The sequence below is a fragment of the Bradyrhizobium sp. B025 genome, assembly GCF_042257955.1.
GTDB lineage: Bacteria > Pseudomonadota > Alphaproteobacteria > Rhizobiales > Xanthobacteraceae > Bradyrhizobium > Bradyrhizobium diazoefficiens.
Genome location: NZ_CP170150.1, coordinates 8,623,944 through 8,640,211 on the forward strand (window position 1 = coordinate 8,623,944; position 16,268 = coordinate 8,640,211).

General features: G+C 64.4%; 16 protein-coding genes. 8 read left to right on the top strand and 8 right to left on the bottom strand.

Going from position 1 to position 16,268, the window contains the following annotated elements:
• Positions 1-288 precede the first annotated feature (288 nt).
• The 3 genes from ACE10W_RS40800 to ACE10W_RS40810 are packed head-to-tail and all read left to right on the top strand — an operon-like array spanning position 289 to position 5,384.
• Positions 289-708, top strand: a complete 420-nt coding sequence (locus ACE10W_RS40800) for a response regulator (RefSeq protein WP_011083216.1) — start codon at positions 289-291, stop codon at positions 706-708.
• Positions 686-4,300: a PAS domain S-box protein gene (locus ACE10W_RS40805; protein ID WP_375762495.1), complete on the top strand. Its 3,615-nt coding sequence runs from the start codon at positions 686-688 to the stop codon at positions 4,298-4,300. The genes ACE10W_RS40800 and ACE10W_RS40805 overlap by 23 nt, the downstream gene beginning before the upstream one ends.
• Positions 4,301-4,319: 19 nt before the next feature.
• Positions 4,320-5,384 (top strand): IS630-like element ISRj1 family transposase, encoded by a 1,065-nt coding sequence (locus ACE10W_RS40810; protein ID WP_011084514.1) that lies wholly within the window; start codon positions 4,320-4,322, stop codon positions 5,382-5,384.
• Between the two features lie 130 nt (positions 5,385-5,514).
• Here the strand turns inward: ACE10W_RS40810 and ACE10W_RS40815 are convergent, their stop codons facing one another.
• The gene (locus ACE10W_RS40815) at positions 5,515-6,150 is read right to left on the bottom strand and encodes a response regulator transcription factor (RefSeq protein WP_011083218.1); all 636 of its coding nucleotides are present in this window, start codon (positions 6,148-6,150) and stop codon (positions 5,515-5,517) included.
• Between the two features lie 166 nt (positions 6,151-6,316).
• Between ACE10W_RS40815 and ACE10W_RS40820 the strand changes: the two genes are divergently transcribed.
• Complete coding sequence (locus tag ACE10W_RS40820) at positions 6,317-6,622, top strand: hypothetical protein (protein WP_028175690.1); 306 nt, start codon at positions 6,317-6,319, stop codon at positions 6,620-6,622.
• A 52-nt stretch (positions 6,623-6,674) separates the two neighbouring features.
• Here the strand turns inward: ACE10W_RS40820 and ACE10W_RS40825 are convergent, their stop codons facing one another.
• From ACE10W_RS40825 to ACE10W_RS40855, 7 genes are all read right to left on the bottom strand, one after another.
• Positions 6,675-7,178, bottom strand: coding sequence for a response regulator (locus ACE10W_RS40825; protein ID WP_011083220.1), 504 nt, complete (start codon positions 7,176-7,178; stop codon positions 6,675-6,677).
• A 141-nt stretch (positions 7,179-7,319) separates the two neighbouring features.
• The gene (locus ACE10W_RS40830; protein WP_011083221.1) at positions 7,320-7,637 is read right to left on the bottom strand and encodes a hypothetical protein; all 318 of its coding nucleotides are present in this window, start codon (positions 7,635-7,637) and stop codon (positions 7,320-7,322) included.
• 2 nt (positions 7,638-7,639) lie between these two features.
• A complete protein-coding gene (locus ACE10W_RS40835) occupies positions 7,640-8,518 on the bottom strand; it encodes a protein-glutamate O-methyltransferase CheR (protein WP_011083222.1) in 879 nt (292 codons plus the stop codon).
• A gap of 61 nt (positions 8,519-8,579) precedes the next feature.
• Complete coding sequence (locus ACE10W_RS40840) at positions 8,580-8,966, bottom strand: response regulator (RefSeq protein ID WP_028143851.1); 387 nt, start codon at positions 8,964-8,966, stop codon at positions 8,580-8,582.
• Positions 8,967-8,997: 31 nt separating this feature from the next.
• Entirely contained in the window at positions 8,998-9,471 is a 474-nt protein-coding gene (locus ACE10W_RS40845; protein WP_011083224.1) for a chemotaxis protein CheW, read from the bottom strand.
• 81 nt (positions 9,472-9,552) lie between these two features.
• Positions 9,553-12,402 (bottom strand): hybrid sensor histidine kinase/response regulator, encoded by a 2,850-nt coding sequence (locus ACE10W_RS40850; RefSeq protein WP_304549571.1) that lies wholly within the window; start codon positions 12,400-12,402, stop codon positions 9,553-9,555.
• Positions 12,403-12,811: 409 nt separating this feature from the next.
• Positions 12,812-13,291, bottom strand: a complete 480-nt coding sequence (locus ACE10W_RS40855) for a response regulator (protein WP_304549572.1) — start codon at positions 13,289-13,291, stop codon at positions 12,812-12,814.
• A gap of 444 nt (positions 13,292-13,735) precedes the next feature.
• Between ACE10W_RS40855 and ACE10W_RS40860 the strand changes: the two genes are divergently transcribed.
• The 4 genes from ACE10W_RS40860 to ACE10W_RS40875 all read left to right on the top strand — a co-directional run bounded on the left by ACE10W_RS40860 (position 13,736) and on the right by ACE10W_RS40875 (position 16,217).
• Positions 13,736-14,446: a Crp/Fnr family transcriptional regulator gene (locus tag ACE10W_RS40860; protein ID WP_304549573.1), complete on the top strand. Its 711-nt coding sequence runs from the start codon at positions 13,736-13,738 to the stop codon at positions 14,444-14,446.
• A gap of 192 nt (positions 14,447-14,638) precedes the next feature.
• A complete protein-coding gene (locus ACE10W_RS40865; RefSeq protein ID WP_171901173.1) occupies positions 14,639-15,337 on the top strand; it encodes a Crp/Fnr family transcriptional regulator in 699 nt (232 codons plus the stop codon).
• A 156-nt stretch (positions 15,338-15,493) separates the two neighbouring features.
• Positions 15,494-15,871, top strand: a complete 378-nt coding sequence (locus ACE10W_RS40870) for an Hpt domain-containing protein (protein WP_304553939.1) — start codon at positions 15,494-15,496, stop codon at positions 15,869-15,871.
• Between the two features lie 97 nt (positions 15,872-15,968).
• Positions 15,969-16,217 (top strand): hypothetical protein, encoded by a 249-nt coding sequence (locus tag ACE10W_RS40875; protein ID WP_060909763.1) that lies wholly within the window; start codon positions 15,969-15,971, stop codon positions 16,215-16,217.
• Positions 16,218-16,268 lie beyond the last annotated feature (51 nt).

The following is a 16,268-nucleotide window of genomic DNA, read 5'->3' on the forward strand; positions in this document are numbered from 1 at the left end:
AGTCAGCGGCCTTTAATCCATAGTGAAGGCTCGGGTTCCGTACAACTACGGCGAGAGAAATATCTCCCGATGCTAAAATGGGTTACGATGTTTGGAACCAGGCCCGACCTCAAATGCACGCAAGAGTGCGTATGAAGTGCAAGGAATTGCCTCCCGGCGCGCCAGGAAAGGCAATCGCGGCAGACGCGAGGCGCTTGCGGGGCGGATAGAATCCGCGCAACAATTTCGTATTTGATGCCTTGATTTGCGGTCACTGGAACGTCCCAGCCGACCCGGAGGAATTCAGACGTGGCCAACATCCTGATCGTGGATGACGACCCGGCCGTGCAGATCACGATCCGGCTGCTTCTGGAGAGAGCCGGCCATCACGTCACCGTCGCCGGCGACGGCCACAAGGGACTTGCGCTGTTCGAGGCCAGCCCGTTCGACCTCTTGTTTCTCGACATCTTCATGCCCGGCATGGACGGGCTGGAGACGATGCGCCACATCCGGGCGCTAGCCCCGGCGATTCCGATCATCGTCATTTCCGGCCGATCAATCACGCCGGACGCCCATGCGGAGCCGGATTTCCTGAAGATGGCGACCAAGCTCGGTGCAGTGGCAAGCCTTCAGAAGCCGTTCCGGGCAGACGCGCTGCTCGCCGCGGTGAGCGGCTGCCTCGACGCGGGCAAGCCGGAGGGGCCCGATGTCAGTACCGGCCGCCGATGACGAGGGCGTCTCCTCTGCTGCAGGCCAGAACACGCACGGTCATCCGGGAACCCCTGCGAATATCTCCATGACCCTCGCAACCCGGCTGGCCATCGCGATGATCCTGCTGGTGGCGGCTACCGTGACCGCCGTCGGCTGGCTGGGCTATCGCAACATCACACAAGCCGTCATTCCGCGGGTGCTGGAGCGGGTCGAAGCCCAGTCACGCCTGCTGGCCACCAATCTTGAATCCTACGTTGCCGGCGTTCGCGGCGATTTGGTCGGCTATCGCTCCGCCGCGGCCATCAACGGTCTGATCCGGGCCCACCTCGGCGGAGGAATTGACGCTCTTGACGGCGTCTCGGAGCAGACCTGGCGCGAGCGTATCGCGGCGCGGCTCGCGGCCGAGATCGAGGCCAAGCCCAGCTATGGACAGTTTCGAATCATCGGTCTTGACGACGATCAGCGCGAGCTGGTCCGCGTCGATCGCTCCGGCCCGAACGGAGCAGTACGAGTTGCCCCCGACAGCGAACTGGAGCGCAAGAGCGAACGAACCTACTTTCAGGAAACGATACGACTGGCGCCGGGCGAGATTTATGTGTCGCCCATCGAACTCGCGACCCGCCAGGGGGGAACCACGGCCTTGCACACTCCGACCCTGCGGGCCGCGACGCCGCTGTTCACGCCCGACGGCAAGCCGTTCGGCATCATCATCGCCAATATCGACATGCGTCCGGTACTCGACCGCATTCGCTCGACGACGAGCTCGGGAGGCGAGATCTACGTCGTGAATGCGCGCGGCGACTATCTGGTTCATCCCGATCAGACGCGAGAATTCGGCTCGTTGCGCGCCCCCCCCACCAACTGGCGCAGTGATTTTCCATTTTTCTCAGCCCTGGCAGGCTCGCCGGGAGTATCCACGCAGCTCGCGACCGATGGATCGGGCCGGCCGAGCGGCGCGGCGATCGCGCCTGCGCTGCTTGCGAGCAAGGAATGGGTCGCAATCATCGTGACCATTCCCCCGGCCGTCTTTGGCCGCGTGCCGGCCGCCATTCAAAAAACGTCCTTGCTCGTCGGCTTGCTTGCCGTCCTCGCCGCGGCTTCGCTCGCGGTGCTGCTGGCGCGCTCCCTGACTCGCCCGATCGGGCGCCTGACCGCGGCCGTGGAGGCCATCGGCAGCGGACGGCCAGCGGACATTCCCGTCGATGCAAGCGGCGAGACGGGCGTGCTGGCGCGGGCCTTTGCCCACATGGTCGAGGAGATGAAGGCAAAGACGTCGGCACTGGAGCACGAGGTCGAGGAGCGGCGTCGCACCGAGGCCGTCCGCGACCAGCTCGCCGTCCGCGAAAGCCTGTTCAGCGCGGCGGTCCAATCCTCCGACGATTCGATCGTCCTGCAAACGCTCGACGGCATCATCATCGGCTGGAACGCGGCAGCCGAACGCCTCTACGGCTATTCGGCCGAGGAAGCGATCGGACAGCCGACCTCGATCCTGCTTCCGCCGGATCGCCGCGAAGAGGGCAAGGACTATCTTCGGCGGATTGCGAGGGGTGAGCGGATCGAACATTTCGAAACCGCGCGCCTGCGCAAGGATGGCAGCCCGGTCGAAATCTCGGTGAGCCTCTCACCGATCAGGGGCCCCTCCGGCGAGATCATCGGCGCCTCGGGCTCGGCGCGCAGCCTCACCGAGGCGCGACGGACCGAGCGGGCGCTACAGCAGCAGCTCGAGGAGCGGCGGCAGCTTTTCGACGCCTCGCAGGACCTGATCATGATCATGGACTCGCAGGGCCATATCGCGCAGATCAGCCCGAGCTGCGAGGCCATTCCCGGCTACCGGCCCGACGACATGATCGGCTACAGCGGCGCCGATTTCATCCACCCGGCCCATCTCGAACAATCGCGCGAGGAAATGCGCGCACTCAGGCGCGGCGGGCACCCGAAGCTCGCCGACACCCGCTGCCTCCACAGGGACGGACGCGAGATCTGGCTGTCCTGGCTCGGCAACTGGTCCGATCAGGCCAAGCGCTACTTCTTCGTCGGGCGCGACATGACCGAGGCAAGGCTGGCCGAGGAGTCCTTGCGCGAAAGCGAGCAGCTGGCCCGCAACATCGTCGAGACCGCGCTCGACGCCTTCGTCCAGACCGACGACCGCAGCAACATCCTGAACTGGAGCTCGCGGGCCGAAGAGCTGTTCGGCTGGCGCCGCGACGAAGCGCTGGGCAGGAATGCGATCGACCTCATCGTCGCCACAGGTGAGCGCGAGAGGGTCAAGGCGGGTCTCGCACGCTTCCTCGATTCCGGAGACGGTCAGACGCTCAATCGCCGCCGCGAGCTGGTCTGCTGCCGCCGTGACGGCAAGGAATTCAAGGCCGAACTGAGCGTCACGGCGCTGAAGCGCCGCGAAGGCATTCTGTTCAACGTCTTCTACCGCGACCTCACCGACAAGATCGCGTCCGAGGAACGCATCCGCCATGCGGAGAAGATGGAGGCGGTCGGCCAGCTCACCGGCGGCGTGGCGCACGACTTCAACAACATCCTCACCGTGATCACCGGGACGATCGAAATCCTCAGCGACGCAGTGGCCAAGGAGCCCGAGCTTGCGGCGATCACCCGGATGATCGACGAGGCCGCCGGCCGCGGCGCCGAGCTGACCCAGCACCTGCTCGCGTTCGCGCGCAAGCAGCCGCTCCAGCCGCGCGAGGTCGACATCAACTCGCTGATCGTCGACACCGCAAAGCTGCTGCGGCCGACGCTGGGCGAGCAGATCCAGATCGAATCCGTGTTCGAGGAGGAGAGCTGCGTTGCGATCGTCGATCCCAACCAGCTCACCACCGCGATCCTCAACCTCGCGCTCAACGCCCGCGACGCCATGCCCGGCGGCGGCAAGCTGATCGTGGAGACGGGCGCCGCCTATCTCGACGAGGTCTATGCCAGCGTCAACGACGTCCGGCCCGGGCACTACGTGCTGATCGCCGTGAGCGACACCGGAACCGGCATTCCGTCCAACATGCTGACCAGGGTGTTCGATCCCTTCTTCACCTCGAAGGGACCGGGCAAGGGCACCGGGCTCGGGCTTTCGATGGTCTACGGCTTCATCAAGCAGTCCGCGGGCCACATCAAGATCTACAGCGAGGAAGGCCACGGCACCACGATCAAGATGTACCTGCCGCCGGGCAAGACGGCGACGGCGGTCGGCGACGGTGTGATCCCCGCGACGATCGAGGGCGGACACGAGACGATCCTGGTGGTCGAGGACGACCGGCTGGTGCGCGACTACGTGCTGGCGCAGCTGCATGCGCTGGGCTACGTCACCTTGCAGGCTGCGAACGCCGCGGAAGCGCTCGCGATCGTCGCCGCCGGAAAGCCGTTCGACCTCCTGTTCACCGACGTCATCATGCCCGGCAGGATGAACGGACGGCAGCTCGCCGACGAGCTGATGAAGACGCGCCCCGATCTCAGGGTGGTCTACACGTCAGGCTATACCGAGAATGCGATCATCCATCACGGCCGGCTGGATTCGGGCGTTCTGCTGCTCGCAAAGCCCTACCGCAAATCGGATCTCGCGCGGATCATCCGCAAGGCGCTGCTAGTACCCACTTTTCTTGGAACGTGAGTCGTGATTCAAGGTCGGGATGATACCCGAAGCAAGAGAAGTCCACCTTTCGAGGAAAGATCGCAAGGTGCTTGAGGCGTGCTGTCGCTCACCGGTGACGTTGCAGCGCGATTTGAAGCGGGCGCGGATAGTTCTGTTGGCGGCGGATGGGCGCAGCACCCGGTCGATCGCCAAGGAAGTTGGGGTCCAGCCGCGGATTGTCAGCCTTTGGCGGCATCGCTATGCCGACCATGGCCTTGAAGGGCTGCAAGACAAGCCGCGGCCTGGCAAGCAGCCGATCTATACGAAGACGACCGACAAGCGGATTCTGAAGCTGCTGGATAAGCCGCCACCGCAAGGGTTTGCGCGCTGGACCGGCCCCCTGCTGGCCGAGGCGCTGGGCGATGTCGATGTCCAATATGTCTGGCGGTTCCTGCGCAGCCACAAGATTGACCTGGTGGCTCGCAAGTCCTGGTGCGAGAGCAACGACCCGAACTTTACGGCCAAAGCCGCCGATGTTGTCGGCCTCTATGTCGCGCCGCCGGCGAAGGCCATTGTGCTGTGCGTGGACGAGAAGCCCTCGATCCAGGCTTTGGAGCGAGCGCAGGGTTATCTGAAGTTGCCCAATGGCCGCGCCTTAACCGGCCAAAGCCACGATTACAAGCGGCATGGCACCACAACATTGTTTGCGGCGCTCGAAGTCGCCACCGGAAAGATCATCGCGACCCATTCAAAACGCCGGCGCCGCGTCGAGTTTCTCGATTTCATGAACAGCGTCACCGCGACTTTTCCGAACCGCAAGCTTCACGTCATCCTCGACAACCTCAACACCCATAAAAAGAACGAGGACTGGCTCAAGGCCCACCCCAACGTGCAATTTCATTTCACGCCGACAAGTGCGTCATGGCTCAATCAGGTCGAAGTATGGTTTTCCATCTTGCAGGGGCAGTCGCTCAGCGGCACCTCCTTCACGAGCCTCAAGCAGCTTCAGGAACACATCGATGCCTACGTCAACGCATACAACGACAGAGCCGAGCCCTTCGTCTGGACCAAGAAAAAGGTCCGTCAACGCCGTTTCAAAGGCCGCCGTATCACTCAGCTCTGATTCCGGGTACTAGGGTGAGACTTGGGAGTCATTCCGGACGCGCGTAGCGCGATCCGGAATCTCGAGATTCCGGGTTCGATGCTCCGCATCGCCCCGGAATGACGAAGAAATGTCCGCGATGCAACCGACCCTACGACGCGCGCTGCGCCGCGGTCATCACGATCCGGATCAGGTCGGCGGCATTGCGCGCACCGAGCTTCTTCATGATGTTGGCGCGGTGGTCCTCGATGGTGCGCGGGCTGATGCCGAGAGTGCGGCCGGCTTCCTTGTTGGAAGCGCCGGCGGCGAACTGCTCGAGCACCTCGCGCTCGCGCCGCGTCAACGGCTCGCGTCCGGGGAAATGCAGCGAGCCGAATTTCGGCGCTGCGTTCTCCGCCTGCCTGCGTGCATAGGCGCCGATCGCCTCGTCGAGGCGGCCGACGATCTCGCTGCCGCGGAACGGCTTCTCGATGAAGTCGAGCGCGCCGCTCTTGATGGCGCCCACCGCCATTGTGATGTCGCCCTGCCCGGAGATCATGAAGATCGGCGCCGGATAATCCTCACCGTGCAGCTCCTTCAGAATGTCGAGACCCGACTTTCCGGGAATGTGCACGTCGAGCAGGATCGCAGCCGGTGTGCGGTTTCGCGCGACGGAGAGCAGCGCTGCGCCGTCCGCAAAACAGATCACCTCATAGCCCGCCGCCTTCAACACCATCGACAAGGTGTCGCGAACAGCCGGGTCGTCGTCGACTACGAAGATTTCACCGCGAGAGGTTTGTTCGGCCATGTGCCATGTCCAATTGGCATTAGAGTCCATTCGGCATTGAGGACTCGCGTCCGCGCCAACCGTTATGGCGTTCGGCGCGGATTCGGCCCACCCGTATTTGTACGGGACATAGACTTAACGCACAAGTAGCGGCATGGCGCCTAATTGCGGGGGACGGAGAATATCCATGCTAAATTTGGCCAGCACGCCACCTCTCGTCACGACGCCCGAGGCCGACAGCCGTCAGTTGATTGCGGCCGACCTTCGCTGCCTGATCGCGCAGATCGAGAGCAGCATGCGCCTGATCGACGCAGCCATGATCGATGCAGGCCCGGAGCAGGACGACAACGGCGATCAGGCCGGTTCCGCCGACATTTTCGTGCTCGACGACGTCACGCCGCGCTATGCCACGGCGAGTGCCGCCCTCAACGTCTGCCGGGCGGGCCTTGGCCACGCCCTGCAATACCTGTCGGATTCCGGCGACCCGGTGTAGGTCGCGATCTGCGCGGCGGCGGCTGCGTCCGAATGCATGGCAGCTCCGCGCGTCAGGTGCGGTGCCGTTCCACGATCGCGTCGCTGGCGACACCACCCCAGGTGTGGATCGCCGGCAGCCCCATCGCGGTCTTGCCGAGGTTGGCGAGGCTGATGCGCAGGGCCGCCAGATCGAGCGGCTTCGGCAGGCCCTGGAGCTGGATCCCGACGGAGCGGGCGAAGCTGCGGGCGGCGCTGCGGCGCTTGCCGTCCATGCCGCTGATGACGATCACGGCACCGGCGAATTTCGCGTTCGCCATCTCGCGCAACACGTCGATGCCGTCGCCATCCTCCAGCACGAGATCGAGCGTCACGCAGTCGAAGCGCGCGGCGCGGAGCTTCTCGATCGCTTCCGCCACGGACGGCGCCACGGTGACTTCGTGGCCGGCCTGCTTGGCGGCGACCGTGATCAGGCTGCGCTGCGTGGCGTCGTCATCGACCACCAGGAGCTGGAGCGCACGCCGCTCGGCGACGTCGGGCAGGTTCGATGGCACGGGGGAGAGGGAACTTCTGGGCATTGCCGTATTCCTGAGATTGAGACAGGCAATGGATACACGGCGCGCGCTTAGGCCACGTAAAGCCGCCGCGGCAAATTCGCCCGGATGTTTCAGCAAATGTAAAGCAACGTGGCGGAAAGCGCCGGCGCCGCCACGCTCCGGTCAGGCTGCCGCGTCGTGGCCGCCGGCCGCGCCGCGCTTCTTCCGGTTCTTGCCGCGCAGGAACTGGATGTCCATTTCGGCGCCGTTGACGCGCACCAGCTCGCAGCGGCGGTAGGCTAGGCCGGTGGACGACAACAGCAGGAAGAACTCTTTCAGGTTCAGCCCCTGGATCGAGCCTTCAACCGTAAGGATGGCGTCGGTGTCGGAAATGGCGTTGAGCTTGCAGTCACGGCGCCAGGTGCCGTCGATGGCCATGATGCAGACATCATAGCCGCGACTGAAGGTGACGCGCTCCGCGCCTTTTCCATCCTCGGCCATGCCTATCGTCCCGCCATCACCGCCATGCGCGGCGCCACGCCGGCGAGAGCCGGCTTGGCCACGGCTGCACGCGGATCGTTCGGCTTGTAGAGGCCGCGCCGGTCGGGAATTGGCCTGAACGTATCAGTCAGTCCGACCACGGTTTCGGCGGCACCCAGCACGAGGAAGCCATCGGGCTCGATCTGGCGCGCCAGGCGGTTGAAGATGTTGATCTTGGTGTCCTGGTCGAAATAGATCAGCACGTTGCGGCAGAAGATGACGTCGAACGTACCGAGCTGGGCGAAGTCGTGCAGCAGGTTGAGCTGGCGGTGCTGGATCATCGCCCGCAATTCGGGATTGATCTGCCAGGTCTCGCCGGTCTGCTTGAAATATTTCACCAGCATCTGGATCGGCAGGCCGCGCTGCACCTCGAACTGGCTGTAGACGCCGGCTCTGGCCTTCTCCAGCACCTCCTGCGACAGGTCGGTCGCGATGATCTCGACGCGCCAGCCGGTGAGGGCCGCACCCATCTCCTTCAGGCACATCGCCAGCGAATAGGGCTCCTGTCCGGTCGAACCGGCGGCGCACCAGATCCGCACGCTGCGGCGGCCGGCGCGCGCCTTGATGATCTCGGGCATGATGGTGTCGCGGAAATGATCGAACGGGACCTTGTCGCGGAAGAAGAAGGTCTCGTTGGTGGTCATGGCTTCGACCACGTCGGTGATGAGCGCGCGCGAGCCGCCCTGCAGCTTCTGCACGAGCTCGGGGATGCCGGAGAGCCCGGCCTTGCGGGCGAGCGGCAAGAGGCGGCTTTCGATCAGATACTGCTTGTCTGCGGACAGATCGAGACCTGAATTGTCCTTCAGGAACTTGCGCAGATACTCATACTCGGTCGGGGTCACAGATGGCCTCTCGAAAGCTGTACTGAAAACACTCTGGCCGGAACACTCGGGCCAGACACACTCAGACCATGGCTTGTCCGACCGGGATCAAGCCGACTTCAGCGAACTTGTCGGCGATAATGTCTTTGTCGAAGGGCTTCATGATGTACTCGTTGGCGCCGCCACTGAGCGCCTGGGCGATATGGGCCACATTGTTCTCGGTGGTGCAGAACACCACCTTCGGCTGGTCGCCGCCGGGCAGGCGGCGCATGTGGCCCATGAACTCGAAGCCGTCCATCACGGGCATGTTCCAGTCGAGCAACACCGCATCGGGCAGTTGCCGCTGGCAGATCTCGAGCGCCTTCGAGCCGTCCTCGGCTTCGGTGACCTGGAATTCCAGGCCTTCCAGGATGCGGCGCGCGATCTTGCGCACGACGCTGGAATCATCGACCACCAAACAGGTCTTCATTTTGGTTCTCCGGCTTCGATGTTTCGTTGGTTCACGCAGCCATTTGCACTTTGGTTTCGAGCTCGAGGACGCGATCGACGTCGAGGACGACCATGAGCTGGCCGTCGAGGCGGTGGACACCGCCGGCGAGCTTGGCCATGCGGGGGTCGAGGTTGACGGGGTTTTCTTCCTTGCCGTCCTCGGGCAGGCGCAGCACCTCGCCGATCTGGTCGATCAGCAGGCCATAGGATTCGCCGCGCAGGTCGACACCGACCGCCATCGGCACCTTGCCGTCCTCGGGCCTCGGCAGGCCGAGGCGGGCGCGCATGTCGACCACGGTGACGATGCGGCCGCGCAGGTTGAGGACGCCGGCGATCTCGCGGGAGGACAGCGGAACGCGGGTGACGCGCTCGGGCATGAACACGTCCTGGACGCGGGAGATCGGCAGGCCGAACAGCTGGCCGCCGATCATCGCGGTGACGTATTCGACCATGGCGCCTTCGGTGGACTGGGTCTTGTTGGCCATCAGCGTATCTCCTGATCCCGCTTTTTCGTTTTGAGCATGATCTCGTCGGAAAACCGCTTCACACTTTTCCGGATCATGCTCTTACGCCGCTGCCCGGCTCAGCTCGGAGGCGCCGGCGGCGCCCGCGGTCTGCTCCTTCAGCGCCGCGATCAGACCGGGACGGTCGAACTTGGCGACATAGTCGTGGAAGCCGGCCTGACGGCCGCGCTCGATCGCCGCCGGCGACACCAGCGCGGACAGGCCGATGATCGGCATCGCGCCGAGATTGTTGTCGGAGCGGATCACCTCGGCGAACTCGAACCCGTTCATGTCGGGCATCTCGATGTCGGTCAGGACCACGTCGAAGCTCTGGGCGCGCAGCGCGGCCAGGCCCTCCTGCGCGGTCGGCGCGGTGCGGACGCGGTAGCCGGCGGCTTTCAGCACCGGCGCCAGCATGTTGCGGAAGAACGCGGAGTCGTCGACCAGCAGCACCGACTGCGAGTGCATCGACGGCTTCATCTCCTTGCGGGTGAACCAGTCGGCGAACGCCATCGGCAGGAAGTGGCCGACATCGATCACCTCGGTGGCCTGCCCCTTGATCACGGCCGAGCCCAGGATGCCCTGGCTGGAGCCGCCGACCTCGATGTTGAGGCGTTCCTCGACGATGTCGATGATCTCGTCGACGACGAGGCCCATGGAGCGGCCGTCGTCGGCGAACACCAGGATCGGCTGGGCGCCTTGGCTCGCAACAGTGACGCTCTCCATGGCGACGAGCGGCATCAGCTGCTCGCGGTACTGCACCATGTAGCGGCCGTTGCTGAACTCGATCTTGTCGGCGGGGAGCTCCTCCAGGCGCGTGACGAGCCCGAGCGGGACCGCCTTGGGCTGGGACGAGCCGGCGCGGAACACCAGCAGCGAGGTGGTCTGCTCGCCACTTCCGATGTGATGCGCCCCGTTCTCGTCGCCCATGTCATGGGCCGAGGAGCCGGCGGCACCCAGCGCCTTGGCAATGCCGTTGGGGTCGATGATCATGATGACGGCGCCATCGCCCAGGATGGTGTTGCCGGAGAACATGTCGATGTGACGCAGTTTTGTCGACATCGGCTTCACGACGATCTCTTCCGTATGGAAGACGCCGTCGACGACGATGCCGAAGGTCTGGCTGCCGACCTGCGTCACCACGATAAAACCGTTCTCGGGATCGCTGGCCGCGCCGTCGTCGATCTTGAGCAGCTTCTTCAAATGGATCAGCGGCAGCAGCTTGTTGCGCAGACGAAGAACAGCGGTGTCCTTGATGCGCTCGATGCGGTGCTCGCTGTTGGCGCGGGCCCGGACCAGCTCGACGACGGAGAGCTGCGGGATCGCGAAGCGGTCGCCGGCGGCTTCCACGATCAGCGCGGAGACGATGGCCAAGGTCAGCGGGATCTTGATGGTGACGCTTGAGCCCTCGCCGGCCACCGACTTGATGTCGATGGTGCCGCCGATCTGGTCGATATTGGTGCGCACCACGTCCATGCCGACGCCGCGCCCCGACACCGAGGTGATGGCGGCCGCGGTCGAGAAGCCCGGCGCGAAGATGAACTTGTGGATCTGGGCTTCGCTCATCTTCTCGAGCTCGGCCTCGGTGACGAGACCCGAGGAAATGGCCTTGGCCTTGATCCTCTCGGTGTTGAGGCCGCGGCCGTTGTCGGCGATGCAGATGATGATGTGGCCGCCCTCGTGATAGGCGGAGAGGCGGATGGTGCCCTGCTCGCCCTTGCCGGCCGCGAGGCGCTCAGCGGGGGTCTCCAGGCCATGGTCGGCGGAGTTGCGCACCATGTGGGTGAGCGGGTCCTTGATCAGGTCGAGCACCTGACGGTCGAGCTCGGTGTCGGCGCCGTGCATCTCCAGCTCGATCTGCTTGCCGAGTTCGCTCGACAGGTCGCGGACGATGCGGGGCAGCTTCTGCCAGGCATTGCCGATCGGCTGCATGCGCGTCTTCATGACGCCTTCCTGCAGCTCGGCGGTGACGTTGGAGAGGCGCTGCAACGGCACCTTGAACTCGGTGTCCTCGTTGCGGCGGGAGATCTCCAGCAGCTGGTTGCGGGTCAAGACCAGCTCGGAGACCATGGTCATCAGATGCTCCAGCGTATCCACGTTGACGCGGATCGACTGGTTGGCGATGCGGTCGCCCTCGGAGGCGCCCTCGTCGGCCATCGACTTCTTCGGCGCGGCCTTCTCCTTGGCGGCAGGCTTGGCAGCTTCCTTGGCAGCCTCTTTGGCAACAGGGGCCGGAGCCGGCGCAGGCTCAGCCTTGACCTCGGCCTTGACAACGGGTGCGGGGATTGGGGCTTCGATCGCGGTCTCGCGGAAGGCGCGCTCGAGCTCGTCCAGCGACACCTCGCCCGGGCGCAGCGGGCGCTCCAGGGTCTGATCGATCAGTGAACCCGTGGTCATGTCCTTGGCCGGCGCAGCGGCGGCCGGAGCTTCCGGCGCCAGCGGCGGGGCGTCAGCAACAGCAGTAGCGCTGCCAGCCGCCGGCATCGGCTGCGCCGAGCCTGACGCGATCGGCGAAGCCGACGCTGACATTGCCGCCATGCCCTGCTCGACCATCGCTTCCAGCTTGTCGATGAGATCGCGGTCGGTGCCCTCCGGCTCGGCTTCGGTCGCCTCGAGGCCGGCGAGGATCTCCTTGATGCGGTCGATCGAGGACAGGATCACCGTCACCGCCTGCCCCGTCACCGGCATGCCGTCGCGGAACTTGCCCATCAGCGTCTCGCCGGCATGCGCCAGCGCTTCCAGTCGCGGCAAGCCGAGGAAGCCGCACGTCCCCTTGATGGTGTGGACCAGGCGGAAGATGTTATCCAGGATCTTGGCGTTGTTCGGCTCCTGCTCGAACTTCACCAGCTGATTGTCGACGGTGTCCAGGCTCTCGCTGGTCTCCGTCAAGAACTCCCGCAACAGATCATCCATGAGCTACGCCTTACTGAGCTGGACTTCGACGCCTGAGCCACGCTTGGCATCGACGGAGGTCCCCGTCTGGATCGTTAGACAACCCCTTTCACGGTCCCGTTAATTTCATCCTCCGTGCTAATACGGATATTGAAGAGAAGTTTGTGGTTCGATCACATGCGGCAGCGCTTCTCGGTAAAACCGGCACCGAACTGTCACCAAAAGAAGCGTTAGGTAAACGCACCGACAACGGCGCGACGACGCGCGCAAGAAAGTCCTGCTCGTGAAGGACGATATGCACGGCCCACGTGAAATCGAAGCCGATCGGGAGCGCTCTCGCGACCGTCGCGGCGTGCCCTGCCGGGATCCGCAAGGCCCGCGTTTGTGGTAAACAGACGCTTACCCCGCCGCTACGACGGCCTGCGCTGCGCTAACCCAGGCGCGCGGCCGAGGCAACGTCGTCGGAGCGGTGCTCCGCGAAGCAATCGTTGACGGCGGCGAGCAGAGCGTGCGGCGTGAACGGCTTGCGCAGACAGCGTGCCGCGCCGAGCTCGAGCGCCATCCGGAGGAAATCGGGAGCGGGTGAATTCAGATTTGCGAAAGCGTAGCCGGACATCGCGATCAACGGAATGGTGGGCGCCCGCTCGTGGAACACCCTGATCGATTCGAAGCCGCGCATGTGCGGCATGAAGATGTCGATGATCATCAGATCGAACTGTTCGTGTTCGAGAGCGCGCAGTCCGACCTCTCCTCCTTCGGCAATCGTCACCCGAAAATGGTTTCGCTGAAGATAGACCTCGATGGCCATGCACACCATCGGGTCGTCGTCGACAACGAGAATATGGCGCAGACTTTCTGTCCCCGTTTGAGCTTCCCGTTTCGGCGATTCAATAATTGAACCGTGGGGCACGCCTTTCTCCTCTGGTTGGGATCGAAGAACTGACGGTCGCGAACGTCTTTGGCGAAGCCAGGAGGACGGAAACGACGGACGCGAAATCTGCAGCCATGCGGCGCCATGAATCGGTGCGATGTCCGGTCGCTGTAACCACTCGTCCAATAGACGAGGCTGCGCGGACTGACCGGTGTCCGATCGCCGCGCGGATGCAGTGCTCCCGGCTCATGAAGGCCCCCCTGCCACTTTTTCCTGCGCGCCCTCACAGGACTGGCGCGAAGGTTCTCGAGCGAATCAGCGCGCTGTACTTATTTCCGCCGCAAATGCGGCAGCCTGTCTGCCCTCTAACGGGTATATGGACAGCACCACAACCTGTACAATATGCTTTTGTTACCGTGCAACTGAACGACGCAATAGGGCGCTGCATCGATCTTAGGTCGAACGCGCCGGAATTGATCCTGAATGACCACGAGCGGCTTCCCGCCCAATCAGTTGCTGCAAATGCTCGATGCGGCAGATTTCGACCTGCTGCGCCCCCATCTTGCGACGGTCGAAATGGTCAGGGAATCTGTCTTGGGCGAGGCGGGCGCCGCGTTGCGATACGTCTACTTCCCGCACGGCGGGTCCGTTTCGATCACGCTGGGCTTGTCCGAAGGACAAATGATCGAGATCGCAATGCTGGGGCGCGACAGCGTCGTGGGCAGTGGCGCGGCGCTTGCCGACGGCATCGCGCCGGCGGACGCGGTCGTGCTCTTCCCCGGCACGGCTTCCATGCTTGAAACCGCGGCTTTCCGGACGATCGCCGCCGCGAGCGTCCCGTTTCGAAATCTGATGGTGCGTCATGAGCAGGTCCTGCTCGCGCATGCGCAGCAATCGTTGCTCTGCAATACGCTGCACCCAGTCGAGGCCCGGCTGGCGCGCTGGCTCTTGCGCGCCCGCGACCTGTCCGACAGCGCGATCCTTCCGCTGACACAGGAGACGCTGGCACAGATGATGGGCGTGCGGCGCAACGCCATTTCTCTCGTCGCGCATGCACTGCAACGGGCCGGCATTATTCGCTACACCCGCGGGCAGATCGAAATCATCGACCTGCGCGCGCTGGAGACGACGTCCTGCGACTGCCATTCGGCGGTCAAGGCCACCCATTCACGCCTGCTCGGAGCGCTGCGGTGACGAGAAGTCGATGCGACCATTCTGCATGCCGAGGTGCACACAGCGCCGCGAAGGTGACCGTCGCACCCGGACAACTTGTCCCAATTGCCTATATATCCCGACGGGAACATGATGGAGCTTGCCCGTGCCGGGATCCGCAAATTCGCTCTCGCAAGTCCCTGCCTGACGAGACGGGAGGCAGTTTTGGAAACGATGGTGCGTCCGTCCAACGGTTTCCTGTCCGCGCTCACGGCGGACGATTATGAGCTGATCCGCCCATATCTGCGCACGGTCGAGCTGCCGCACGAGGCCGTGCTGGTCGAGACCGGCGAGACGCTCAAGCGCGCGTTCTTTCCCCACCGCGGCGTCATCTCGCTGGTGGTGAACCTCGCCAAGGGCGAGCATGTGCAGGTCGCCATGATCGGCCGCGACAGCCTGCTCGGCACGCTCTCGACCATGGGCGATACTTGCGCGCTGAACACGGCAATCGTGCTGGTTCCCGGCGTCGCGTCGGTGATGGATCTCGACCGGCTGCGCATCGCGGCCGACCAGAGCGGCACCCTGCGGACGTTGCTCACGCGCCACGGGTTGGCGGTCTACGCTCAGGTCCAGCAGACCGCGGGCTGCAACGCCGCCCATCCGGTGGAATCGCGGCTGTCGCGCTGCCTGTTGCACACCCATGATCTGTCAGGCGACTACCGGCTGCTGCTGACCCAGGAGGCCATGGCGCAGATGATCGGGGCGCGGCGCAACAGCGTGTCGCTGGTCGCCAATACCTTGCAGCAGGCCAATTTCATCCACTACAGCCGCGGGCACATCCAGATCCTGAACCTGGACGGCCTGCGCCAGACCGCGTGCGAATGCTACGCCACGGTGAAAGCCCAGTACGACCGGCTGCTCGGCCAGCGCTGACCGGCGCCGTCGCGTGGTAAACCTGCGGCTAACGCCGGCCTGCAAACACCTGCTGTCCCGCTACCGGAACTGAAATTCAAATGCCGTAGACACAGGCCGGACCTCGCGCCGGACGCGCCGCGCGACAAACGGACCGTGACCAAGGCAGGCAAAGCCATGTTTGAAATGACCGCTGCGCCTGCGCAGGCAGCGCTCGATGCCGAGCCCGCGCGCGAGCCGGGCGCGTACGCGGCGCTGGTGCGCGAGATCGGCGAGGACGGTGCCGGCGAAGTGCGCGCCGTGTTCTGGAGCGAGACCTGCGCGCGCCTGCAACTGTTCCGCACGCTCGCGCTCGCGCAGCACCACGCGAAGATCGCGCGCGAAGCGCATTCGCTGAAGAGTGCGGCCGGGACGTTCGGCTATGCCAGGCTCGCGGCGCTGGCGCTGCAGCTGGAGAAGACCGCGGAGACGCTCGGTGAGGCCGAATTCGGTGATCTGCTGGAGCGCATGGATGCCGCCTACGCCGCCGCGCGCGCGCAGGAGCCGCAGGCATAGCGAGACCGATGCAACCCCGCCGTACTTCTACGGTTTGGGATTTTCACAGATGGCTAATCATAGGTGGCGATAGTCGCGGGAAACCAGGAGGGTTTCCATGTTCACCTACGAGACAGTGGACCAGAAGGAGGTCCGTCGCTTCCGTATCGCGCAGTTCAACGGCCGGATGGCGACGGTGAAGGCTGGCGAGTCGACGGTGACCGGCTTCGTGCGCTCGGTGCTGGAGCAGGAATCGAGCACCCCTCCCCGCTGGACCATCACGATCATTCCGAACGCGCCGAAGGAAGAGATCAAACCGCTGCGCCCCAGCTCGCGCGCGCGCGCCTTCTCCGAAGACTATTTCTGAACGCGATCGGCTTCTCCCGCCCCCGCGCCGCCACCGGCGGCGCAAGACAAG